The following is a 19,704-nucleotide window of genomic DNA, read 5'->3' on the forward strand; positions in this document are numbered from 1 at the left end:
CGCTCAGTGGGGCGTTCGGCGGGCTGTTCGGCGGGATGTCCGGCGGGCTGTTCGGCGGGGTGTCCGGCGGGGTGTCCGGCGGGGTGTTCAGCCGCAGCAACCCCCGCCGCAGCAGCCGCCCCCGCCGGAGGGGGCGGACTGCGGTGCGCTGCTGCCGGCGCCGCCCGTGACGGCGACGGCGGACAGCAGCTTCACGGTGTCCTCGTGGCCCTGCGGGCAGACGGCGGGGTCGTTGGCCTGCGCCATCGTGCGGCGCAGTTCGAACGTGGCGCCGCAGGAGCGGCAGCGGAAGTCGTAGCGTGGCATACCCGCAGGGTACCGACGAGCGGGCCGGTCGGGTGGCTCGGCGGTGCGATCCGAGGCCGCCGCGGCTCAGCGGTGGATCCGAGGCCGCCGCGGCTCGGCGGCGTGATCCCTGGTCGCCGCGGATCAGCGATGGGAGCCGAGGTCGCCGCGGATCAGCTCGATCACCCGGGCCGCGGTGTCCCGGGCCGCCGCCAGTTCGGTCAGGAAGAGCCAGTAGTCCGGGTGCCGGCCGCCCTCCTCCAGCGTCGCGAGCGCCCGGTCGATCCGCGCGACCGCCTCGTCCAGCGGCGCGGCGTGCCGCGGGTCCGGCGCGTGCCGGCCGGCCATCGCGAGCCGCTGCGCGTCCCGGACGGCGAAGCGGGCCCGCTCGACCTCCCGGCTCGGGTCGTGCTGCACCTCGTTCAGCTGCCGCAGCCGCTCGTTGACCGCGGCGACCGAGCCGTCCGCGGTGTCCAGCAGGGCGCGCACCGTACCGATCGCGCCGGTCGCGTCCGCCCAGCGCTGCTCGTCGCGCGCCCGCGCCGCCTCCGCCAGCTTCCCCTCCGCCGACCGGCCGGCCTCCGCCACCTGCTCCGGCACCCGCTGCAGGTCCTGCCAGCAGGCCGTGCTGAACCGGCGGCGCAGCTCGCTCAGCGCGGGCCCGACCGTCTCGGCCTTGGTCTCCAGCGCCTGGACACGGGTCCGCAGGCTGGACAGCCGGCGGTCGATCTCCCGCGCGCGCTCGGGCAGCTGCACGGCGTCGGCCGTGATCGCCCCCGCCTGCTGCGCGACGGTCTCCGCCCGCTGCAGCGTCGCCGCCACGCCGTGCCGGGCGGCGCCCTCGTTCAGCCGGCCCAGTTCCGGTGCCAGCTCGGCCAGCCGGGCCGCCAGGTCGTCCGCCCGCAGGCCCGCGGCGCGTGCGGCGTCCAGCGCGTTGCTCGCCGCGAGCAGCGCGCGCTTCGCCTGCTCGACCGCCGGGGTGACCCGCATCAACTGCTGCTCGGCGTGCTGGAGCACCGGCTGGAGACGCTGCAGGAAGTCGTTCAGCTCGGCCCGCGCGGAGCCCAGCTGGCCCCGCACGTCCTCCAGGACGCGCCGGGCCCGGGCCGCCGCGCCGGCGTCCAGCGTCTCGTCGTCCAGGTCGTACGCGTCCAGCGCGGCCAGGTAGTTCACGGTGACCTGGTCGACCCGGCCGGAGATCGCGTCGAAGTCCGCCTGCGTTCGCTGCGAGGTCGCGGCGTTCCCGGCGGCCCGGACGGTCTCCACCGCCAGCTGCACCTCGCGCTGCGTCGAGTCCAGCTCGTAGAACGCCTCCTGCGCGGCGTCCCGCGCCGCGCGGGCGTCCGCCCGCACGCCGTCGCCACCGCGCCGCCCCCACCAGCCGCCGCCACCGCCGGCCGACGCCAGCCCGACCGCGCCCAGCGCGCCGGCCAGCACCACCGGCAGCACCAGCGCCTCGGCCAGCCCGCTCCCCGCCCGACGCCGTCCCACCGACACTGCGCGCTCCCTGCTCCGACCGCTGATCCGCCCGCCATTGTCCCCGATCACCCCACCCCACCGGCACCCCCACCCACCCCACTCCCCGCCCACCCGCACCACACCACCCCCGACGACCAGGTACCCTAGGCAGTCGTCGTGCCCCCACCGGGCCGCGACGGGGGGCGCGTAGCTCAGTGGTAGAGCGCTGCTCTTACAAAGCAGATGTCGGCGGTTCGAAACCGTCCGCGCCCACCAGCACAAAAGGCCCGCAGCGATCATGCTGCGGGCCTTTTGACTGCACTGATTGACGGCAACCACTAATATCAGTCGGTCTTGCGGCGCCTCTTGAGCAAGCGGTCCATGTGGCCGAGAGCCTCCCGCCGGGTCTCCTCCGACACGTGCGTGTAGACGTTCATGGTGACGGCGATCTGCGAGTGCCCGAGGATCTCCATCACCACCCGCGGCGCGACGCCGGCCGCGAACAGGATCGTCGCGCAGCCGTGCCGCGTGTCGTGCAGGCGGATGCGCGGCAGACCGGCGTCAGCTCCGACCCGCTCGAAGGACCGGCTGAGGTTCCGGGGCTCGACCGGCCGACCGGTTCGCGTGGTGAACACGTACCCGGTGTCCTCCCACTCCCGGCCGGCGTCCTCCCGCTGCTTCGTCTGCTGGAACCGTCGCCAGCGCAGTGGAGCGATGCACATCGCCGGCAGCGGGATCGCCCGCGTCCGGCGGTTCTTCGTGCTGTCGGCGTACAGCTCTTTCTGCACCCGCTGAAGCTGGGTTCGAACGGTGAGCTTGCGGCCGTCCAGGTCGATGTCGCTCCAGCGCAGACCCAGGATCTCGCCGCGCCGGAGGCCGAGCGTGATGGCCAGTACGAACGCGGTGTACAGCGGGTCCGGGCGCGCCGCTTCCAGGAAGGTGATCGTCTCGTCCAGCGTCCACGTCTTCATCTCGCGTACCTCCACGCGCGGGGCCGGGACCAGGGTGGCCACGTTTCGGGTGATCAGTTCCTCGCGGCAGGCCGCCGTCAGAGCCGTGCGCAACACGCGGTGCGACTCCTTCGCCGTGGCAGCGGATGTCTCCCGCGCCACGGCGCTGACGAGGCGGCGCACGTCGGGGACGCTCAGCGATTCCAGGCGCTTGGTCCCGATGTGCGGGACCAAGTAACGCCGCACGTGGGTCTCGTACTTGGCGTACGTCGTTTTCTTCCGCTGCGGCCGGATGAACTCCTCCAGCCAGTAGGGGAGCCACTCCGAGAGCTTCTGCGAGCGCGTCGGGGTGGGTACGCCGTCCCGGGCGCGCTTCACCAACTCCTGGCGTTTGGCGTCGCACTCGTCCCAGGTGTCGCCGTAGACAGTCTTGCGCTTGCGGGTGCCGTCCGGCTGCGGCACGTACACGCGCCCCTCGTAACGGCCGTCCTTGCGCTGCCAGATGCTGCCGGCGCCGTTCGGGTTCTTTCGGGCCATCAGGGACGGTTCTCCTCGGTCTTGGTGCGGATGTAGTCGGCGAGGCTGTCGACGGCGATCCGTCGGCAGCGGCCTTCGGTGAAGCTGACGAGCGTCTTGGCGCGGATGAGGTCGTAGACCTTGCTGCGGCTCATCCGGAGTGCGGCCATGACCTCGGGCACGGTCAGGGCTTCGGGGATGGCGGTGGCCATTGGGTGGCTCCCGGGGTTCGAAGCAGCAGAAGGGGCGGAGCCGGGTGGCTCCGCCCCTTTGTGTCCTGGGGTGCCGCTACCGCCGCTACCCCGCTACCGCGCAGGTCAGAGCAGGTGCCGGGGTAGCGGATGTGGTAGCGGTAGCGGATAGGGCGGGTCAGCCGACGGTGCTGAGGTCGGCGGCGGTTTCGGTGGCGGGGGCCGGGTCGGTAGCCGCTACCGCTACCGCTACCTCTCCCGCTACCGGGAAAAGGGCCCTGACCTGGGCGGTAGCGGGAGTAGCGCTGGTAGCGGGGGTTTCGGGGATGGGGGCGCAGTAGCGCGTCCAGGCGTCGGCGAGGTCGGTGGCGTAGTAGCCCTTGGCGACGGCGGTCCCGATCTTGATGTTGCGGGGGCGGATGGGCTGGTTGGTGGCGGTGACGTAGTCGCCGAGCATGCGGGAGAGGGAGCGGGTGTTGAGCGGGCGGCCGTCGAGGTCGGCCCACGGGGCGTCGTCCATGCCGGTGAGGCGTTCGATGATGGTGGCGCTGGTGAGCCGCTCGGCGCCGGCGAAGACGTCGCGCAGGTCGGCGAGCAGGCGCACGCCGACGGAGCCCTTGTCGGTGTCCTTGGCGGCGTTGACGAGTTCGAGGCAGGCGGTACGGGCGCGCTCGGGCCAGTGCCCGCCGGCGGCGTCGGCGACGGCGAGCAGGGGTTCCCAGACGTCGGCGGGCCGGTCGGTGACGCCCTCGGGCATCTCGGGCCACGCGCCGGTGAGCTGTTCGCGGACGGTGTCGGCCCACGCGGCGAGGCGGTCGCGCAGGGCGTGGCCTTCGGCTTCGTTGATGCGCTGCCGGTAGTGTTCGACGGTCTCGTTGGGGGCGCGGCGGCGCATCCGGATGACGATGGAGCGGCTCATGATGGTGTCGGGCAGGTCGCCGAGGCCGGCGAGGACGAGTGCGGCGTAGACGGGGAACTTCTGGACGACGTGGCTGTCGCCGTCGCGGACGCTGCGGATGACGCCGCCGGTGCGGCGGTATCCGGCGTTGATGAGGCCGCGCAGGTCCTCGTTGCCGCTGGCTGCGGCGCCGAAGACGGTGTCGACCTCGTCGAAGAGCACGGTGGGCCGGGCCTGTTCGTCGCAGACGGAGCGGAACAGCGCGGACGGGCTGATGTCGACCGTGGTCAGCGGCCGGGGAACCAGGGTCTCCGTGATCTCCAGCGCGCGGGTCTTGCCGCTGCCGGGCTCGGGGGAGAGGAAGGCGAGGCGGGGGGTGGCCTCGAAGGCGTCCATGAGGTGGGCGTGGGCGTCCCACAGGGTCACGGCGACGTAGGCGGACTCGGAGGGGAAGACGTTGAAGCGGCGGCGGTGGGCCTCGACGGCGTCGAGCAGGGCGGCGCCGTCCTCGGTGGTGGTGACGGGCGGGGTGGGATCGGTCATGCTGGGGTCTCCGGTCTGTGGGCTGGAAGGGAGCGGGCCGCGGTCTTTGGCGAGAGGGCGGCCCGCTTCGGTGTGCTCGGACGGGTCAGATCGGGTGGGCGCCGGCGGCGGTGAAGCCGTTGGTGACGGCGCGGGTGGCGTAGTCGTGGGGGACACCGACGGCGACGGCGGCGTCGATGATGCGCCGGGCGAGGGTGTCCAGGCCGCAGGGGCCGGGGCACCGGTTGTGCTGGGCGGCGAGGAAGCGGGCGACGCCGAAGGCCTGCGAGCCGGCGCCGCTCTCCTCGTGCTCGCGGACCTTGGCGAGGCCGCGTTGCAGGCCGGTGTGGCGGTAGCGGTCGGTGTGGCGGCATCCGCTGTCCACGCTCCGGGCCCAGGCGGTGGCGGAAGAAGAGGCCACCCCGCCGCCGATCCGCGCGAGGGTGGCCTCTTCCTTCCGGGCCAGGGCCCGCACGGATTCGGGGAGCGGGGCCATGGTCCCGGTGCCTTCGCCGAGCCAGCGGGCGTACGCCGCACTGGACTTGATGTCGACGCCGGGCCGGACGGCGTTGGCCGAGGTCATGACGCCCCGGTAGATCCAGTGCTCGCCGCGGGTGGTGGGCACGGTGAGCGTGGCGGGCATGGTCGCGCGGGCCCAGGCGACGGCGTGGGCGTTGTCGAGGTCGAGGACGGTGAGCCCGGCGCCGCCGGGGTGGTAGGCCACCGCCTGGGCTTCGCGCCAGGCCGGGGCCCAGGCGGGGCTGGTCAGGACGGCGGGGTCGGTGGTGGCGGCGGCCCAGGCGTGGCACGGGGCCGGGCACCGGCACGGGCCGTGGGACTTCATGTTCGGTCGGCCGCCGCACGCATTGTCCTTGCAGGTCGGGCAGTTGCCGATCGGGAGCTTGCCCTCGCGCAGCGGCAGGACCGGCAGACCGAACCGGGCGAGGAAGAGGGCGAGTTGGAGGTGGGTGCTGCTCATGCTTCCCTCCGGGAACGGGGCCCGGGGCAGCAGCGCTGCCCCGGGAGGGCTGAGTCAGAACAGGGAGTCCGGCTCGACGGCCGGGGCGGCGGCCTGCCGGGCCTTGACGGCCTTGCGGCGGGTGGCGTCGTGGCAGGCCGGGCACCACGCGGCGAGCGCTGTCTTCGGCAGAGCGGCGGCCTTGTGCGCAGGCAGGAGCAGGTCGGCCGGGTCGGCCGCGGCGGCGAGCAGGCGGACGGGGCCGGTGCCGTGACGGGGGCCGTAGCCGCCGTGGACGGTCTTGCATCGACCGCCGTCCTTGGCGTGGCTGGTGCCGCAGGTACCGCGGCACTGGCAGCGGCCCGCGGCAGCGGCCATCACGGCCTGCCACAGGCCGCCGTTGTCGCCGAGCGGCGGCGTGCGGCCGGTCATGCCGCGACCGCCTCGGCCGCGGCGCAGATCCGGGCGGTGGACTGCTGGCCGATCAGCTCCGTGTAGGCCGGGGGGATGGCCTCGGCGATCTCCCGGCGGTCGGTGGTCCAGTGGATGCCCATGGCCTGCTGCCACTCGGGGACGCTGCCCTTGCCGCCGCCGTTGCCGTAGACCTGGAAGTACCGGCCCTCGTCGGGACTGATGTAGCGGCCGTGTCGGTAGCCGATGGTCAGGCCGCGGTGCGGGATGTGCGCGGGCTGGTCGAGCCGGAGTCCGCCGCCGGCCTCGAAGTTGCGATGCCTGAGCACCCTGAGGCCGAACATCTCGCCGCACAGCGTGAGGTCGATCCTCATGCGCTTGGAGGCGCGGCCGGGGGGCTGCTCGATGACGTAGGGGCGGCCGGTGGACTCCGCCGCGTCGCGGGTGGGTTCGAGCAGGTCCGCGTACCGGTCGCGGCGGTGGGCGTTGGTGCCCGCCGTCAGGGTGCAGTCGTACTGGCAGGGCGGTCCGGCGCTGATCAGGTCGAACCGTCGGCCGAGGGCGCTGATGGTCTCGACCGCGTCGGCGCGCAGGAACGGGAAGGGGTAGCGGGGCTGGTCGAGGATGTCGGCGCCGACGACGTCGAACCCGGCCAGCCAGAAGCCCATGCCAGCGCCGCCGATGTTGCAGTAGGCGTCGAGCACGGTCAGGCCGTTCCACGGCCGCGGGGGCAGCCACTCGGCGGCCGGACGGGCGCCGAGCGCGAGGGCGAGGGCGGTCACCGGCCGCCTCCGTTCTCGGGCTGGTGGTGGTCGAGCCAGGCGAACGCGGAGGTGGTCTGGGCGCGGTTGTAGACGTCGATGGCCGCGCCGGGGACGGTGCCGGGGTGGACGCGCGGGTCGATGAGGCTGGCGTACAGGCGCGTGCCGTGGTGGACGCAGGCCTGGGCGGAGTCGCCGTGGCGGTCGAGGACGGTCACGGCGTCGCGCGGGCCCTCGCAGGGGCTTTCGTCGCCGAGGTGGGCGGCCTCGCAGCGCGGCTGCGGATCGGCGGTGTTTCCGGACATACTGGGGTCCTCTGATCTCTGATGAGGGGTCGGATGGGCCCCGCAGCGGCCGGCTTCTCTGCCAGGATTCGACGGTTGCTGCGGGGTTTGTGCTGCTCGGGGCGCGGTTCGGCTAGAACGGCGGCTCGGTGGGGCCGTCGGCCGGGGCTCCGCCCCATCCACCCGTGGCGACGGGGACCGGGGCGGGGGCGTCGGTGGACCACTGGTCGGCCGGCCGTGCGGCCGGGGCGCCGCCGTTGCGCTGGGCCTTGGTGACCTTGGCGATGGCGAAGCGCAGGCTGGGACCGACCTCGTCGACGTCGAGGCCGAGCATGGAGCGGTTCTCGCCCTGCTCCGTCTGCCAGTTGTGCTGCACCAGGCGGCCGGTGACGACCACGCGCATGCCCCTGGTCAGGGACTCGGTGATGTGCTCGGCCATCTCGCGCCAGGCGGTGGCGCGCAGGAACAGCGCGGTGCCATCCTTCCACTGCCCGCTGGCCTTGTCGTAGGCGCGAGGGGTGGAGGCGATGGTGAAGCGCGCCATGGCCACGCCCTGTGCGGTGAACTGGAGCTTGGGGTCGTCGGTGAGGTTGCCGACGACGGTGATCGGGGTCTCTCCCACGGACACGGTGCCTCCCAGGGCATCGGTGGTGTCGGGAGCGGGTCTGCCCGTCCCCCGCACCACCCGGGCCCCGCCGCTGGCTGCGGCGGTGGTCCGGGTGGCACGGCCGGCCGGGCGGGCCGGGTTCAGTGCTGGTCGGCGTCCTGGGCGAACTCACAGGCGCCGTCGCAGTCGTAGTAGCCGCAACTGCCGCACTCCGGGCAGTGCTCGTGGTGGACGGTGACGACATCCCACGAGTAGTCGTCCCAGACTTCGTCCTCGTAGCCGCTGCCGGTGCCGTGGCAGCCTTCGCACGTCTCGGTGTGGCCGGGGCGGGGGTTGGCCTGTTCCTCCTCGATGCGGCGCCGCTCGTCGGCGACGTCGAGGGCGATCTCTGCCGCCTTCTCCTCCTCGCGGGTCGGGTAGTCGATGCAGTCGTACAGGTCGAAGTCGTCGTCCATGGGCGACCTTTCAGACGTCCGGGGTGACTGGTGTGGGCTGCGACGGCGCGGCTGGTCGGAGGCCGGTAGGTCCGCCGATGGCGGCGTCTACGCCGCGGCGTCGGGGAGGGGCAGGCCGTATTCGCCGGGGGCGTCGGGGTTGCGGACGACGGTGCCGTCCTTGGCCATGCGGCTGAGGGTGTTCTCGACGGTCTTGCGGGTGACGCCGGTCATGCCGGCGATCTGGTCGAGGTGGAGGTACATGACCTCCAGGCCCAGGGGTTCGCGGCATTCGTCGAGGGCGCCGAGGATCTTCTCTTGGGCGGTGGGTTCCTTGGTCAGGGGGATGGCGGTCTCGGAGATGGTCCACGTCTCCCGGAACCCGTCGCCGCCCTTGGCGCCGGTGGCTTCTTCGGCGGCGGGGCCGACGGGGGCGGCGGCGATGGCGTCGCGGTTGTCCCAGGCGGGGAAGTCCCGGGGGGTGGCGATGTCGGCGGGGTTGAAGAGGCCGGCGGCGGTGGGGAGGTGCCAGGCGCGCATCATTTCGGCGCGGTCGTCGGGTCCGGCGACGTAGCCGACGCCGAAGGTGCGGCGGGGGTCGTTCTCGGGGACGGTCGGGTCGTAGATGAGGCTGTCGGTGCCGGTCTTCCAGTAGGCGGGGATCTGGGAGGGGTCGATGCCGTTGAACGTCGGGGGCAGGTCCACGCGGCTCTTCTGGGCGCTGTCGGAGCGCAGGAGGACCAGCGCGCCGCCGTAGAAGACGTTGTCCCGGATCGAGGTGTTGGAGCCCATCTGGTCGAGGTTGAGGATCTGTCCGCACAGCACCACGGGCATGCCGAGGGAGCGGCCCTGGGAGGCGAGGACGGCGATGATCCACGCGGCTTCGGCCTGGTAGGGGCTCTTGTCGCCGAGGAGTTGGGCCATCTCGTCGAGGATCGTGACGACGTAGGGCCGTTCGGGGGTGGGCTCGAAGTTCTTGGCCCGCATCTCGCGCGACTCGGCGACCCGGTGGCAGAAGATCGCGTAGGCCACGCGCAGGGCCCCCATGGCGCCGTCGGGTCCGCAGCCGGCGTAGGCGGCCATGTCCTCGACGTCCGGGTTGCTGCTGCCCTTGGGGTCGGCGTAGATGATCGCCACGCCGTTGACGTGGTAGCTCAGACCGAGGATCTGCAGGACGCCGCCCTTGCCGGAGCCGGTGACGCCGACGACCACGACGTGACGGGCACCGAGTTCGGCGTCGTAGAGCTGGATCCGGCTCGGCTTGCCCGAGACGCCGGTGCCGATCTGCACGAACCCGTTCCTGTTCGCGCGCAGGGTCTCGGCATCGGGCAGGGGCCGGCCGTCCTCCAGCGGGGAACGGTCCATCTTGCGCAGGATGGCCCGGCGCGGGTCGTCGGTGCGCTCGACCGACACCAGCAGCGGCGTGGTCCGCAGGGCGCCGGCGATCGTGTAGAGGTCGGGCACGGCGATGGCGTCGGTGTCCTCGTCCGCCACGATCCACGCGGCGACGCCGCCGGTGGCGGGGTCGTTTACGGCGCCTTCGAGGTGGGTTCCGGGCATGCAGCCGCCCTTGCGGGCGACGCGTCGGAGCCACTGGGCCTCCAGCTCGCCGTACTGCGGCCCGTCCTGCTCGGCGGGGGCGACCAAGCGCACGAGGATGCGCTTGGCACTGTCGTGCGGGCCGGGCGTGATCGTGATCCACGCAGCGGGGATGCGGTAGACGCCGGAGACGGTGGAGGCGCTGACGGTGACCTGCCGGCCGGGCTCGGCCTCGATGACGCCCTCCCACGCGGCGGGCCCGTGCGCGTGCAGCGTGAGGTGCTGGCCAGGGCAGGCACCGAACTCGCCGGAGATGAAGGCGTGCCAGCGCAGCAGCACCTTGTCCACCGGGGTCTCCGGCGCGGGCCCGTCCGCCTGCCCGGCGGGGGCGGCGGGGGCCGGGCGGCTGGTGCCGAGGACCCTGCGCAGGGCAAAGGCGACGAAGCCGGTGGTACCCCACCAGGCGACCGACACCAGACCCGCGAGGGATGGCACGGTCATCCACCCGGCGAGCAGGGCGTCGATCCCCGGGAGGCCCTGGAGGGTCGCGGTCGCGGCGGCGGTCGCGGTCGCGACCGTGGACAGGAAGAACGGGCGGCGGTGGGCCCGCAGGATGTCCCCGCCCGGAACGTCGTCCAACACCCGGTCGGACAGCAGGCCGGCGAAGTTCGCGCCGGCGACCAGCGCGGGCGCGGCCAGGAAGGTGGAGACGGTGGTGGCGGCCTGCGGGTCGAGGAACGGCATCACGGCGGCGGTCACCAGCGGGGCGGCGACCTCGCAGGCGGCGAACGCCTTCTCGCGCGAGGCCTTCGCCACCGGGGCTGCGGCGGGGGCGGTTTCGGGTGTGGTCATTGCTGCTACTCCTGCGTGTACCAGGTGCGGTCGGCCATGGGGACGGGCGAGGAGTCGACGGCCTGCTGGATGCCGTCGTGGTCGGTGCGGGCCTGCGTCTCGGTCGCCGCGGCGGAGCGGCCCGCCTCCTCGGCCGCGCTCTCGTAGGCGATCGCCGCCTGCGAGAGGCCCTGCATGATCCGCGCGACCTCGCGGGTCTCGGCGATCGTGGCGGAGTCGACGTGAAGGGCGGCGATCTGGTCGGCGATCCGGCCGGTCTCCTGGGCTTCCTGCTGCTGGGCCTTGGCCAGGGCCCGGAACGCGGCGGTGTCGCGGCGCAACTCCCGGGACAGTTCCCGCACTTGGCGGACCAGTTCGCGGTGGGTCAGGTCTGCGGGCATGTCAGCCTCCCTGCTGGTCGCGGTAGTAGGCGCGTTCGGCGGGCGTGGTGAGCGGGCTGTCGGCCACGGCCTTGTAGATCACTCCGTGACGCACCCGCACGTTGGTGACCAGCACCTTGGCGGCCTCGGCCGTGCGGGTGGCGCTCTTCTGCGCGGCCTCGGCCTTGTAGCGCAGGACCGCGGCCTGTTCGGCGAGGCGCCGCAGCCGGTTGACCAAGGCGGCACCGCCCTTGACGTCCTTGGCGTCCTCGGCGAGCTTCTGGGCGCGCAGGGCGTGGGAGACGGCGTGCGCGGTGGCGGTCTTGCTGTCCTCGGCGATCTGCCCCAAGAGCTGGGCCTTCTCCTTCATGCGCTGCTCGAACTGCCGCAGCGTGCGCACCTCGCCGCGGCTCATGGTGAGCGGCTGTCCGTGAGCGCCTTTGAAGCTGACGCTCTCCGCGCCGACCGTGACGTCCGTGACGGGGACGGCGGCGGGCTTGTCCTGCGGGCCTGCCTGGGGCGGAACGGCCGGCCGCGGCGGAACGGCGGGTCGGGGCGGCGTGGTTGTGGTGCCGCGGCCCGCGGGGGCGGGTGGCTTCTTCGCCAGGTCCGCGGTCGAGCCGCCGGCCGGGGCCATCGGCGGGACCGCCGGAGTCCCGGGGGCCTGCTTCGGGGTGGTCATGGGTTTCCTCTCTGCCGGGCGCGCGGTGGCCGGGCTTTCGGGCTTCGCGGTGAACGGCGTCTTCGCTCCGCCCGGCACAGGGGCGGGTGGCGGGGCTGCGGGCGGTGTCGGGGTGGCCGGGCGGGCAGCGGTGCCGGGGGTCGTGGCGCGCTCCGTGTCCGTGGCGCTCTTCGCGTCGGCGAACTTGGTGCCCAGGCCCTTGTCGGTCAGGTCCTTGGCGGGGGCGCCGGGCTTCGGGGCGGGCTTCTTGCGGTCCGCGCGGTCGGGCTTGCCGTCCGTCCTGCCGGGCTCGGTGCCCTCGGTCTTCGCCGGGCGGTCCGGCTTCCCGGCGCTGCCGCCGGAGGGGCGGGGCTCGTCGGGGGTCTTTGCCGACTTCCCGGCGGTGCCGCCGGACGGGGTCTCGGGCTTCGTGTCGCCCGCGCCGGTTGCCTTGGCCGGGGTGTCCTTCGACGTGGAGGACTTGGTGGTGCGGGTGTCGCGGTGGTTCTTGTCGTCGCTGCCGGCGCGGGTGGACGTGTCGTCCTTGGACGTCTTGGTGTCGGCGGTCTTGGCATCGGTGGCGGTGCGGTTGTCCTGGTTGGTCTTGGCCGCGGTCGAGGTGTCGGCCTTGGCGTTCTTCGTGTCGGCGGTCTTGGCGTCGGTGGCGTCCGTCTTGCGCACGTCGCGGTTGGCGTTCGTCTTCGCGTCCGTGGCATCGGCCTTCTTGACGTCGCGCTGGTCGCGGCCCTGGTGCTGGCGCTGGTCGCTCTTGTTGTTCAGGTCGGCGAGCTTGGCGTCGCGCTGGGAGCGGTGCTGGGCGCTGTGCTCGTTCTTGGCGAGCCGGTCCGACTTGTTCGTGTTGGTGGTGGTGGCCGACGTGCCGGAGACCCGGGTCTCCTTGACCTCGTGCTGGCGCTTGATGTTGGTCGTGGTGCCGGTGCGGCGCCACCGCTCGGCCAGCGCCCGCACCAAGGTGGCGACGGCGCCCTCGCGCCGCTCGTCCCCACCGGGCCGGCCGTCGGTGGCGCGGTCACCGGTGCCCGCGGCGCGGGTGCGGTTCGGGGTGTCGGGGCTCTGGGCGAGGGCCGCGGTGGTGCCGAGCGGCTCGGCCTGCCGGGCGGGCTCCACCGGGGCGAAGATCTCCCGCAGCGTGCTCGGCGGCGCGGCCGGGTCCGCAGCCGCAGCCCCCGGCGCCCCTGCCGGAGAAGCCGTTTCGGGGGCCACCGTCGGTGGCGCGGGCGGGCGCGGTGGGGGGAGCGGGACGGCGGGCATGGCGGGTGTGGCCATCACAGGTTCCTCACTCTGGGTGACCTCCCACCCACCCCCCACCCAGCGCAAGACAGTCCCCCACGCCCCATGAGCGGGCGGCGAAGACGCTTCTCCGGATGGGGGGTGGGTGGGGGGAGGTCACAATCGGTTACCGGCGGGCGAAGTGCTTCTTCGTCCAGCCGACGGCCACCGCTGTCCCGGCGACCCCGAGCACGACCAGGCCGACGCCGGACGTCGAGCCGTCGTCGCCCCCGTCGGAGGTGACGCTGCGGGAGGTGTTGACCATCCCCGGCGCGTCCACCGCGGGGTAGGCCTTGCCGCACTCCGAGACCGCGTTGTAGGCGTTGCCGGCCTTGGCCACGCACGCCTGCACCGCTTCCCGGCGGGCCTTCTGCACCGGGGTCTCCTGCTCGCCCGCCTTCGCCAGATCGGCGGCCTGCTTCTGCCGCTCCAGCTCCAGCCGCGACGTGTCCAAGGCGATCTGCGCCTTGCGAACCTCCGCCTCGGCCTCGGCCGACGCGTAGTTCGAATAGGCCACCATCCCCGCCGCCGCCAGCACGACCACACCGGCGCCGATACCGGCCTTGGCGCGGGCGGACAACCGGGCGTTCGGGGCGTAAGCGCCGTGCAACGGCGGGGACTTCCACGAGGGGACGGAGGTGATGTCGTAGGCGGGGTCGTTGTAGACCGAATCGTGCTCGGCCACGGTGCACTCCTCTTCTGGATCAGGGGGATGCGGATTCTGCGGGAGGTCAGAGCTGGTAGGGCTCCAGCGAGAAGAACAGGACGGACGCGTCGCGCAGCTGGGGCTCGCGGCGCGCCAGCCACTCCCGGATGCCGAGGTAGGCGTGCTCTCGGGGGCTTCCGGGCGGGAAGGTCGAGTTGCCGGAGCGCGTCGCGATGGCGAAGCCGTTCCCGACGGGGAACTGCAAGGTGATCAGCCACGAGTGGGTGTGCTCGGTGGCCGGGGTGGCGGTGGTCATCGGAAGCCTCCGGTTCAGCGGGTGTGCTGGGTCAGGGAGCCGATCAGCTCGGGGCGGTTGGTGGAGCCGAGCAGGTGGCCGGCGGGGGTGAAGAGGTGCCACCAGCGGACGGTGCCGTCCTCGTTGCTGGTCTGGGCGCAGGTGAAGCCGTGGAGCGGGAAGACGTCCAGGACGCGGGTCTGCTCGAACTCCGGCTCCGGGGCGGGGATGTGGTCGGTGCTCATGGCGGCGGTCTCCCGGTTCTACGCGGTGAGGGCGTGGGGGTTGTAGCCGGAGGCGAGCAGGTCGGCGGCCTCGGCGCGGCGCCCGGAGGCGGTGGCGAGGGAGACGTCGAGGGCCTCGGCGATGGCCTGGAGGGTGACGGCCTCGGGGTTGCCCCCGGCGGCGAGGATCATCCGGGCGACGCGGCGGGTGGCGCGGGCGGCGGGGGTCAGCTTCGCGGCGTCCTCCGCTTCAACCGCGCGCAGCTCGGTTTCAGCGGCGTGCTCGCGGGCTTCAGCGGCACGTCGCCGGGCCTCGGCGGTGGCCTCTTCCTCGGCGGCCTGGGCGCGCTTGGCGGCGGCGGTGTCGCGCTCGGCTTCAGCCTTGCGCCTGGCCGTTTCAGCGACGGCCTCCTCCGTTTCAGCCGCGCGCTTGGCCGTTTCAGCGGCGCGAAGACGGGCGTCCTGGGCGGCCTCCTGCTCGGCCGCGGCGGCGTTCTCCCGGGCGGCGGCCAGGCTCTCCGTTTCAGCGGTGCGCAGCCGCGTTTCAGCGGCGGCGCGCTCCTTTTCAGCGGCGGCCTCGTCGGTTTCAGCGGCACGCAGGCGGGCGTCGGCAGCCTCCTGCTCGGCCGCCGCGGCCTTCAGCTCCTCCTCGGCGTGGTCGATCCGCTCGGCGGCCTCGGCCTCGCGGCCGGCGGCGACAGTCCGGGCGTGGGCGTGGGCCTTGGCGGTGGCCGTCTCGGCACCGACCTCGTACCCCGCGGCCTCCACCCGGCCCGCCGTGCGCAGGCTGGAGATCTGGGTCTCGGCGGCGCGGGCCTCGGCCCGGACGGCCACCTCGGCCTCGAACGCGTCCTTGCGCTCGGTCCGCAGCCGGGCGCGCTCCTCGGCCTCCATCGGCAGGGCCAGGGCCTCGTCCACGCTCAGCCCGAATCGCTGCATGATGAGCGGAAGCAGCAGGTCAGGCGGCACGTTCCTCAGGTCATCGCCGTATTCGCGCTTCAGCATGACCTCGTAGACGAGCAGGTCCTGTTCCAGACGGACGGCCTGGGAGTAGGACACGATGCCGTTCAGGCGCATCCGCCGGTACATCGTGAACGCTCGCCACGGGGCGAGGATCCAGCGGTGCAGCGGCACTCCGTCGCGCTGGTGGCCGGCCTCGATCCGGGTGATCCGGATGACCAGGCGCCGCCCGGCCTCCACCACGGCCACGAACATGACCGGGATGACCGCGTGCATCGCCGTGCCGGTCGGATCCTTCAGCAGCGGCCCGGCCGACGCGGCGTTGAAATAGATCGTCGCGGCGGTGAAACCGTGGGCCAGCAGCCGCAGCATCGGCCACGGGGTGCCCTTGCGGATCAGGTGCAGGTCCATCGCCAGCAGGGCCACGATCCCGGCGTCCACACCGACCGGGAACGCGTAGCTGAAGTCCCCGAAGCCGTGCCTGAAGCCCAGGTCCCGCAGGGCGGCGTAGGAGCCGCTGAAGCCGATGCCGGCGAGCACCGAACCGCCGACCGCGGCCAGGACCGTCAGCCCCAGCATCAGCCTGCCCGGGGCCGTCGCCGACGTGCTTGAAGCGGCGGGCCGCGCAGTTGAAGCGGTCGCGGCCGGAGTTGAAACGGCCGTCGGGGCGATCATCGTCGTCACGCGGCACCCCCGGCGGCGCGCCGCTCGCGGGCGGCGCTCTTCAGGCGGCGCTCGTGCAGCGCGGCGCGCTCGCGAGCGTTCAGCCCGCCGAAGATGCCGTGCTTCTCGTGGCGCTCCAGCGCGAGTTCCAGGCACATCGTGCGCACCGGGCACCCGGCGCAGATCATCTTGGCGCGCCGCTCGGCCCACCGGGCCTTCGCGGCGATGTCCTCCGTGACCTCGGTGTCCTCGTCGGGCTCCGGGTAGAACAGGTCGGAGTCGGCGTCGGTGCAGGCGGCCCCGGACAGGTCACCGTCCGGCGTCGGCCGGTATTCGGCGAGCCGGGTGGCCAGCGGAAGGGAGGGTCGGTGCGGGGCCCGGGTGCCCGTGAAGTACAGCGTGCGGCGAAGGCTCATGCGGCGGCCCTCCAGGTGAGCACCCGGCGGCGCTCGGCCTTGCGCATCAGCCCGGACGCGAACCGCGCCGCCGGGCCCTCCAGGTCCCGCAGCACCTCCTGCGCGACGTCGAGCCGGGCCCGCCGCTCGTCGGCGGACTCACCCTCGACGCCGGCGAACAGCTCGGCTTCGACACCGAAGCCGAAGGCGAGTTCCGCGAACTCGTCCGGCGTCGCGGCATCCTGGCCTGCGACAATCAGTTTCATGGGTTCACCTCGTGTGGTTGGTAGGTGAGCCCGCAGGGCCGCCGCGCGTACCTTGGCCGGGAGCGCGGCGGCCCGCCTGATGCGGGCCCAGCCACTCGTCGAATCACGAGCAGCCGCGGAACCCGGCGCGAGCGCGCCGCCGTGATGGCGGTTGGCGCGCGTCGGGAACCGTAATCGCTGGTGAGCGACCAGAAGCGGTGAGCCCCGCCCGCTGTCAGCGGCGGGGCCGGATATGGGTCTGAGCCGTGCCCATGGGCAGGCTCCTCAGGTCAAAGCCCCTTTCGGGGCTGGCTGTTGGGGTTGCCCGTCCTACGGGCGTCAGGTCTCTCGGGCCTGGTCCGGTGCTTCCTCTCTGCTCAGCACCAGCAGGGCGGCGCACCCCAGAACGGGGTGCTGCGTGGCTCGCTGCCGCCGACGACATCACCCGGTCGCCGCGGGGGCGGTCTGTCTCATCCCGCCACGTGCGTTGGGACTCCGCTGTACTTCCCCACACCCCCGGAGGGGATGGCACGCCATTGCGTAGGGGGAGGGCTTCGTACATCGCGGCGGCTCTCCCCCGGTTCCTCAACCTAGGCGCCCACCGCGACCGCCGACCTCGCGTCGGTCCCGCACGATCACTGTTCAGTTCTCAAGGAGCTGCGCTTCCCTGGCCGACCCTGACGGGCCAACTTCCGGGCGCATTTGCCCAGCTCAGAGCAGCCCAAAGAAGGGCCGTCAGTTCGCCTGCCTCGCCATGCGAGACATGTTGAACATGTCTCTTACGATGCCGAGAAGCCGACGCTTCGTCAAGTCCTTCGCTTGGTTTGGCCGGGGAGTCCCGACCGCGCATCACTAGATTCGGGCCTGTGGCCCTGTCAGAACACGGCGTGCCTGGACGGTTGCGGTCCGGATTCGCTACCGTCAAAGCGTCCCGAATCGTCCAAGCGCCGCAACTTCGTCCAGGGGAGGGCGAGATGGCAAACGAGAGGCTGCGAGGCGCGATCCTCGCGAGCAATCTGCCGCTTGAGAAGATCGCCGAACGACTGGGCGTGAGCACTCGCACTGTCGAGCGCTGGGTGGAAGCGAAGGATGGGCGTCGGCCACATCGGCGCTTCCAGTACGCGCTTGCCAACCTGCTGACCCGGGACCTGTCGGACCTGTGGCCAGACGAGCAGACCAGCAGTGCGGCTGCGGATGCCGGGCGAGCCGAGTTGGTCCGGCTATACCCGCATCGTGCGGTTGTGCCGAAGGAGCTGTGGACATCGCTCTACGCGAAGGCGTCCCGGCATTTCGACTTGGTGGTCTACTCCGGCTTCTGGCTCTCGGAGGACCCGCTGTTCGCCCGGCTCATTCGAGAGAAAGCCCAAGCCGGCGTGCCCGTACGGCTCATGTTGGGCGACCCTGACTGTATCGAGGTCGCCCAACGAGGCGCGGACGAGGGCATCGGACCTGCGATGGCGGGCAAAATCCGCAACGCGTTGGCCAACTATGCGCCGTTGTTCGGTGTCCCGGGAGTCGAGTTCCGACTCCACTCGACCACGCTCTACAACTCGCTCTACCGAGCCGACGACGACCTGCTCGTGAACGGGCATGTCTACGGCGTCGGTGCCTACCTGGCCCCGGTGCTGCACCTCTCCCAGGTGCCTGGCGGCGAGCTGTTCAGTACGTACGCGACGAGCATCGAGCGGATCTGGGAGTCCTCCCGAATCATCACCTCGCCCCAACTCGACAGTGAGGTCGCAGCGTGAGCCGCATCGACTACTTCCATGATCCGGACGCCCCGCCGGCGAACTCCGTCGTGCCCTCGGTCACCGCCGTGGTTACGGACGCCGAGGGCCGGCTGCTGCTGATCCACAAGACCGACAATGACCTGTGGGCGCTCCCTGGGGGCGGGCACGACATCGGCGAGTCCGTGGCTGACACGGTGGTGCGGGAGGTTCTCGAAGAGACCGGGATTGACGTGGAGGTTGCCGCGGTCGTCGGCTTGTATACGGACCCTGGACACGTCATGGCGTACGACGACGGTGAGGTCCGACAGCAGTTCTCCATCTGCTTCAAGGCCCGACCCATCGGTGGCACCCTGCGGACGAGTTCCGAGTCGAAGGAGGTCCGCTGGGTGGATCCAGCGGACCTCGATGACCTAGACATTCACCCGTCTATGCGATTGCGGATCAAGCACGGACTGGAGTCGGCCAGGGTTCAGCCCTACATCGGCTAGGCCGTCGTGCCGACCTGGAACAACCGGCCTTCGACACGGCGGGAGGCTGCGTCGATCTGCGGCTCAGCGCGGCGGATGAACCGGCCGACCACGCTGTCGGGCCCGTACCGACCAACGATCTCCGCGATCCGGTCGGGCGTGGTGGTCGGCGTGCCGTCCGGCGTGGTGGTCATGTCGCAGTAGATCAGAGCGTCAACCAGGTGGGGCTCTTCCAGCGGGAACTCCTCCTCCAGCTCTCGCCGCAGTCCGCGCTCCTCAGCTTCGAGCAGTGCGCACGAGTGATGGGCGACCAGCCGCACGATGCGTTCGTCCACGTTCTCCGCGCGGAGGAACCGAGCGCCGTCGAGCGGGTGAAACCCGGTGTCGACGATCCGCGGCGAGTAGCCCACGTCATGCAGGACGGCCGCCGACTCCAGCATTTCGGCATCCGGACCGAGGATCCCGGCCAGGGCGCGCGCCTTGCCGGCCACCCCCTTGGAGTGGGCCCAACGGCGGGGCAGGTCGGTGGACAGCAGGGACTCGGCAAGGTCGTAGGCCCACACGGGCATCTGCTCCTAGATGTGATTGGCGGGCAGGGAGCGGATGGTCCGGCCCTTCCCATGGCGCACTTCGAGGACCCCGGCGCCCTCCAACTGCGCGAGGGCGCGCCGGACGGTACCTCTCGCTGCACCGGTGGTCTCGGTGAGTTCCTTCTCCGACGGGAAGTTGGCCCCGACGTCGAGCTTTCGGGCAAGGGCGGTGAGCTGGTCGAGTACCGGCACCTTGGGCTCGGCGCGTCCGACGACCCATCCAACGCCGGGCTGCGACCGAATCAGGCCCTCTGCCACGAGCACGTCGAGAGCGCGCTTCACCGTGGTTCGGGCGACGCCGTGTTCCTCCATCAGCTCCGCCTCGGAGGGAAGCGATGTCACTGTGGAGTCTCCACTGATCTCGGTTCGCAGCGCATCGGCGATCCGCAGGTAGGTACCGCGCGGGCTCCGCTCGGGCACTGGTCGCTCCCTTCTCTAGGTCGATACCTAGACAGGATGAACGATTCCGGGGCAAGGCCGCCAGCTTCCGGGCTGTCCGCCCATCGCGGCGAC

The 19,704-nt window shown here is 72.3% G+C and carries 24 protein-coding genes and 1 tRNA gene; 3 read left to right on the forward strand and 22 right to left on the reverse strand.

All coding sequences use genetic code 11. The features are described from left to right. Positions 1–87: 87 nt before the first annotated feature. Together ACFVU9_RS02745 and ACFVU9_RS02750 are read right to left on the reverse strand one after the other, a co-directional pair. Positions 88–306, reverse strand: a complete 219-nt coding sequence (locus ACFVU9_RS02745) for a zinc ribbon domain-containing protein (RefSeq protein ID WP_380439336.1) — start codon at positions 304–306, stop codon at positions 88–90. A 123-nt stretch (positions 307–429) separates the two neighbouring features. Further along, positions 430–1,782, reverse strand: coding sequence for a hypothetical protein (locus tag ACFVU9_RS02750; RefSeq protein WP_387589164.1), 1,353 nt, complete (start codon positions 1,780–1,782; stop codon positions 430–432). Positions 1,783–1,944: 162 nt separating this feature from the next. Here ACFVU9_RS02750 and ACFVU9_RS02755 point away from each other — a divergent pair. Next, positions 1,945–2,019, forward strand: a tRNA-Val gene (locus ACFVU9_RS02755). 68 nt (positions 2,020–2,087) lie between these two features. Here the strand turns inward: ACFVU9_RS02755 and ACFVU9_RS02760 are convergent. The 18 genes from ACFVU9_RS02760 to ACFVU9_RS02845 form a co-directional block, all read right to left on the reverse strand. Further along, positions 2,088–3,230 carry a tyrosine-type recombinase/integrase gene (locus tag ACFVU9_RS02760; RefSeq protein ID WP_387589166.1) on the reverse strand — a complete coding sequence of 381 codons (1,143 nt, stop codon included), beginning with the start codon at positions 3,228–3,230 and terminating at the stop codon, positions 2,088–2,090. Beyond that, positions 3,230–3,421, reverse strand: a complete 192-nt coding sequence (locus ACFVU9_RS02765; RefSeq protein WP_387589169.1) for a helix-turn-helix domain-containing protein — start codon at positions 3,419–3,421, stop codon at positions 3,230–3,232. The genes ACFVU9_RS02760 and ACFVU9_RS02765 overlap by 1 nt, the downstream gene beginning before the upstream one ends. 157 nt (positions 3,422–3,578) lie before the next feature. Beyond that, the gene (locus tag ACFVU9_RS02770; protein ID WP_387589172.1) at positions 3,579–4,841 is read right to left on the reverse strand and encodes a DUF3631 domain-containing protein; all 1,263 of its coding nucleotides are present in this window, start codon (positions 4,839–4,841) and stop codon (positions 3,579–3,581) included. 85 nt (positions 4,842–4,926) lie between these two features. Continuing rightward, the gene (locus ACFVU9_RS02775; protein ID WP_387589175.1) at positions 4,927–5,799 is read right to left on the reverse strand and encodes a bifunctional DNA primase/polymerase; all 873 of its coding nucleotides are present in this window, start codon (positions 5,797–5,799) and stop codon (positions 4,927–4,929) included. 54 nt (positions 5,800–5,853) lie between these two features. After that, positions 5,854–6,210 (reverse strand): hypothetical protein, encoded by a 357-nt coding sequence (locus ACFVU9_RS02780; protein WP_387589178.1) that lies wholly within the window; start codon positions 6,208–6,210, stop codon positions 5,854–5,856. After that, complete coding sequence (locus ACFVU9_RS02785) at positions 6,207–6,971, reverse strand: DNA methylase (RefSeq protein ID WP_387589181.1); 765 nt, start codon at positions 6,969–6,971, stop codon at positions 6,207–6,209. The genes ACFVU9_RS02780 and ACFVU9_RS02785 overlap by 4 nt, the downstream gene beginning before the upstream one ends. Continuing rightward, positions 6,968–7,255: a hypothetical protein gene (locus ACFVU9_RS02790; protein WP_387589183.1), complete on the reverse strand. Its 288-nt coding sequence runs from the start codon at positions 7,253–7,255 to the stop codon at positions 6,968–6,970. Before ACFVU9_RS02790 ends, ACFVU9_RS02785 begins: the two co-directional genes overlap by 4 nt. A gap of 112 nt (positions 7,256–7,367) precedes the next feature. After that, positions 7,368–7,862, reverse strand: coding sequence for a single-stranded DNA-binding protein (gene ssb, locus ACFVU9_RS02795; protein WP_387589186.1), 495 nt, complete (start codon positions 7,860–7,862; stop codon positions 7,368–7,370). Between the two features lie 119 nt (positions 7,863–7,981). Beyond that, complete coding sequence (locus ACFVU9_RS02800) at positions 7,982–8,296, reverse strand: hypothetical protein (RefSeq protein WP_387589189.1); 315 nt, start codon at positions 8,294–8,296, stop codon at positions 7,982–7,984. 87 nt (positions 8,297–8,383) lie between these two features. Continuing rightward, positions 8,384–10,666 carry a hypothetical protein gene (locus ACFVU9_RS02805; RefSeq protein ID WP_387589192.1) on the reverse strand — a complete coding sequence of 761 codons (2,283 nt, stop codon included), beginning with the start codon at positions 10,664–10,666 and terminating at the stop codon, positions 8,384–8,386. A 5-nt stretch (positions 10,667–10,671) separates the two neighbouring features. Further along, complete coding sequence (locus ACFVU9_RS02810) at positions 10,672–11,046, reverse strand: hypothetical protein (protein WP_387589195.1); 375 nt, start codon at positions 11,044–11,046, stop codon at positions 10,672–10,674. A 1-nt stretch (position 11,047) separates the two neighbouring features. Next, positions 11,048–12,973, reverse strand: coding sequence for a hypothetical protein (locus ACFVU9_RS02815; RefSeq protein WP_387589197.1), 1,926 nt, complete (start codon positions 12,971–12,973; stop codon positions 11,048–11,050). A gap of 130 nt (positions 12,974–13,103) precedes the next feature. Then, positions 13,104–13,661 (reverse strand): hypothetical protein, encoded by a 558-nt coding sequence (locus ACFVU9_RS02820; protein WP_387589200.1) that lies wholly within the window; start codon positions 13,659–13,661, stop codon positions 13,104–13,106. A 46-nt stretch (positions 13,662–13,707) separates the two neighbouring features. Beyond that, a complete protein-coding gene (locus ACFVU9_RS02825) occupies positions 13,708–13,938 on the reverse strand; it encodes a hypothetical protein (RefSeq protein ID WP_387589202.1) in 231 nt (76 codons plus the stop codon). A 14-nt stretch (positions 13,939–13,952) separates the two neighbouring features. After that, the gene (locus ACFVU9_RS02830) at positions 13,953–14,162 is read right to left on the reverse strand and encodes a hypothetical protein (protein WP_387589204.1); all 210 of its coding nucleotides are present in this window, start codon (positions 14,160–14,162) and stop codon (positions 13,953–13,955) included. Between the two features lie 18 nt (positions 14,163–14,180). After that, the gene (locus ACFVU9_RS02835; protein ID WP_387589207.1) at positions 14,181–15,680 is read right to left on the reverse strand and encodes a DUF2637 domain-containing protein; all 1,500 of its coding nucleotides are present in this window, start codon (positions 15,678–15,680) and stop codon (positions 14,181–14,183) included. 101 nt (positions 15,681–15,781) lie between these two features. Further along, positions 15,782–16,180: a WhiB family transcriptional regulator gene (locus ACFVU9_RS02840; RefSeq protein WP_387589210.1), complete on the reverse strand. Its 399-nt coding sequence runs from the start codon at positions 16,178–16,180 to the stop codon at positions 15,782–15,784. Then, positions 16,177–16,425, reverse strand: coding sequence for a hypothetical protein (locus ACFVU9_RS02845; protein ID WP_387589213.1), 249 nt, complete (start codon positions 16,423–16,425; stop codon positions 16,177–16,179). Before ACFVU9_RS02845 ends, ACFVU9_RS02840 begins: the two co-directional genes overlap by 4 nt. 953 nt (positions 16,426–17,378) lie before the next feature. Between ACFVU9_RS02845 and ACFVU9_RS02850 the strand changes: the two genes are divergently transcribed. Next, positions 17,379–18,152, forward strand: coding sequence for a helix-turn-helix domain-containing protein (locus tag ACFVU9_RS02850; RefSeq protein WP_387589216.1), 774 nt, complete (start codon positions 17,379–17,381; stop codon positions 18,150–18,152). After that, positions 18,149–18,622 carry an NUDIX hydrolase gene (locus ACFVU9_RS02855; protein ID WP_387589219.1) on the forward strand — a complete coding sequence of 158 codons (474 nt, stop codon included), beginning with the start codon at positions 18,149–18,151 and terminating at the stop codon, positions 18,620–18,622. Before ACFVU9_RS02850 ends, ACFVU9_RS02855 begins: the two co-directional genes overlap by 4 nt. Here the strand turns inward: ACFVU9_RS02855 and ACFVU9_RS02860 are convergent. Then, complete coding sequence (locus ACFVU9_RS02860; protein WP_387589222.1) at positions 18,619–19,170, reverse strand: HD domain-containing protein; 552 nt, start codon at positions 19,168–19,170, stop codon at positions 18,619–18,621. The genes ACFVU9_RS02855 and ACFVU9_RS02860 overlap by 4 nt on opposite strands. 6 nt (positions 19,171–19,176) lie before the next feature. Beyond that, entirely contained in the window at positions 19,177–19,611 is a 435-nt protein-coding gene (locus tag ACFVU9_RS02865; protein WP_387589225.1) for a GntR family transcriptional regulator, read from the reverse strand. Between the last annotated feature and the right edge of the window lie 93 nt (positions 19,612–19,704).

This window comes from Kitasatospora sp. NPDC057936 (assembly GCF_042887525.1).
Taxonomy (GTDB): domain Bacteria; phylum Actinomycetota; class Actinomycetes; order Streptomycetales; family Streptomycetaceae; genus Kitasatospora.

What these genes read in the sequence shown, in the direction of transcription:
- ACFVU9_RS02830 (WP_387589204.1), bottom strand. Translation starts at nt 14,162, where the DNA reads ATGAGCACCGACCACATCCCCGCCCCGGAGCCGGAGTTCGAGCAGACC.
- ACFVU9_RS02815 (WP_387589197.1), bottom strand. Translation starts at nt 12,973, where the DNA reads ATGGCCACACCCGCCATGCCCGCCGTCCCGCTCCCCCCACCGCGCCCG.
- ACFVU9_RS02760 (WP_387589166.1), bottom strand. Translation starts at nt 3,230, where the DNA reads ATGGCCCGAAAGAACCCGAACGGCGCCGGCAGCATCTGGCAGCGCAAG.
- ACFVU9_RS02850 (WP_387589216.1), top strand. Translation starts at nt 17,379, where the DNA reads ATGGCAAACGAGAGGCTGCGAGGCGCGATCCTCGCGAGCAATCTGCCG.
- ACFVU9_RS02780 (WP_387589178.1), bottom strand. Translation starts at nt 6,210, where the DNA reads ATGACCGGCCGCACGCCGCCGCTCGGCGACAACGGCGGCCTGTGGCAG.
- ACFVU9_RS02745 (WP_380439336.1), bottom strand. Translation starts at nt 306, where the DNA reads ATGCCACGCTACGACTTCCGCTGCCGCTCCTGCGGCGCCACGTTCGAA.
- ACFVU9_RS02770 (WP_387589172.1), bottom strand. Translation starts at nt 4,841, where the DNA reads ATGACCGATCCCACCCCGCCCGTCACCACCACCGAGGACGGCGCCGCC.
- ACFVU9_RS02790 (WP_387589183.1), bottom strand. Translation starts at nt 7,255, where the DNA reads ATGTCCGGAAACACCGCCGATCCGCAGCCGCGCTGCGAGGCCGCCCAC.
- ACFVU9_RS02800 (WP_387589189.1), bottom strand. Translation starts at nt 8,296, where the DNA reads ATGGACGACGACTTCGACCTGTACGACTGCATCGACTACCCGACCCGC.
- ACFVU9_RS02775 (WP_387589175.1), bottom strand. Translation starts at nt 5,799, where the DNA reads ATGAGCAGCACCCACCTCCAACTCGCCCTCTTCCTCGCCCGGTTCGGT.
- ACFVU9_RS02860 (WP_387589222.1), bottom strand. Translation starts at nt 19,170, where the DNA reads ATGCCCGTGTGGGCCTACGACCTTGCCGAGTCCCTGCTGTCCACCGAC.
- ACFVU9_RS02765 (WP_387589169.1), bottom strand. Translation starts at nt 3,421, where the DNA reads ATGGCCACCGCCATCCCCGAAGCCCTGACCGTGCCCGAGGTCATGGCC.
- ACFVU9_RS02845 (WP_387589213.1), bottom strand. Translation starts at nt 16,425, where the DNA reads ATGAAACTGATTGTCGCAGGCCAGGATGCCGCGACGCCGGACGAGTTC.
- ACFVU9_RS02835 (WP_387589207.1), bottom strand. Translation starts at nt 15,680, where the DNA reads ATGCTGGGGCTGACGGTCCTGGCCGCGGTCGGCGGTTCGGTGCTCGCC.
- ACFVU9_RS02805 (WP_387589192.1), bottom strand. Translation starts at nt 10,666, where the DNA reads ATGACCACACCCGAAACCGCCCCCGCCGCAGCCCCGGTGGCGAAGGCC.
- ACFVU9_RS02810 (WP_387589195.1), bottom strand. Translation starts at nt 11,046, where the DNA reads ATGCCCGCAGACCTGACCCACCGCGAACTGGTCCGCCAAGTGCGGGAA.
- ACFVU9_RS02840 (WP_387589210.1), bottom strand. Translation starts at nt 16,180, where the DNA reads ATGAGCCTTCGCCGCACGCTGTACTTCACGGGCACCCGGGCCCCGCAC.
- ACFVU9_RS02825 (WP_387589202.1), bottom strand. Translation starts at nt 13,938, where the DNA reads ATGACCACCGCCACCCCGGCCACCGAGCACACCCACTCGTGGCTGATC.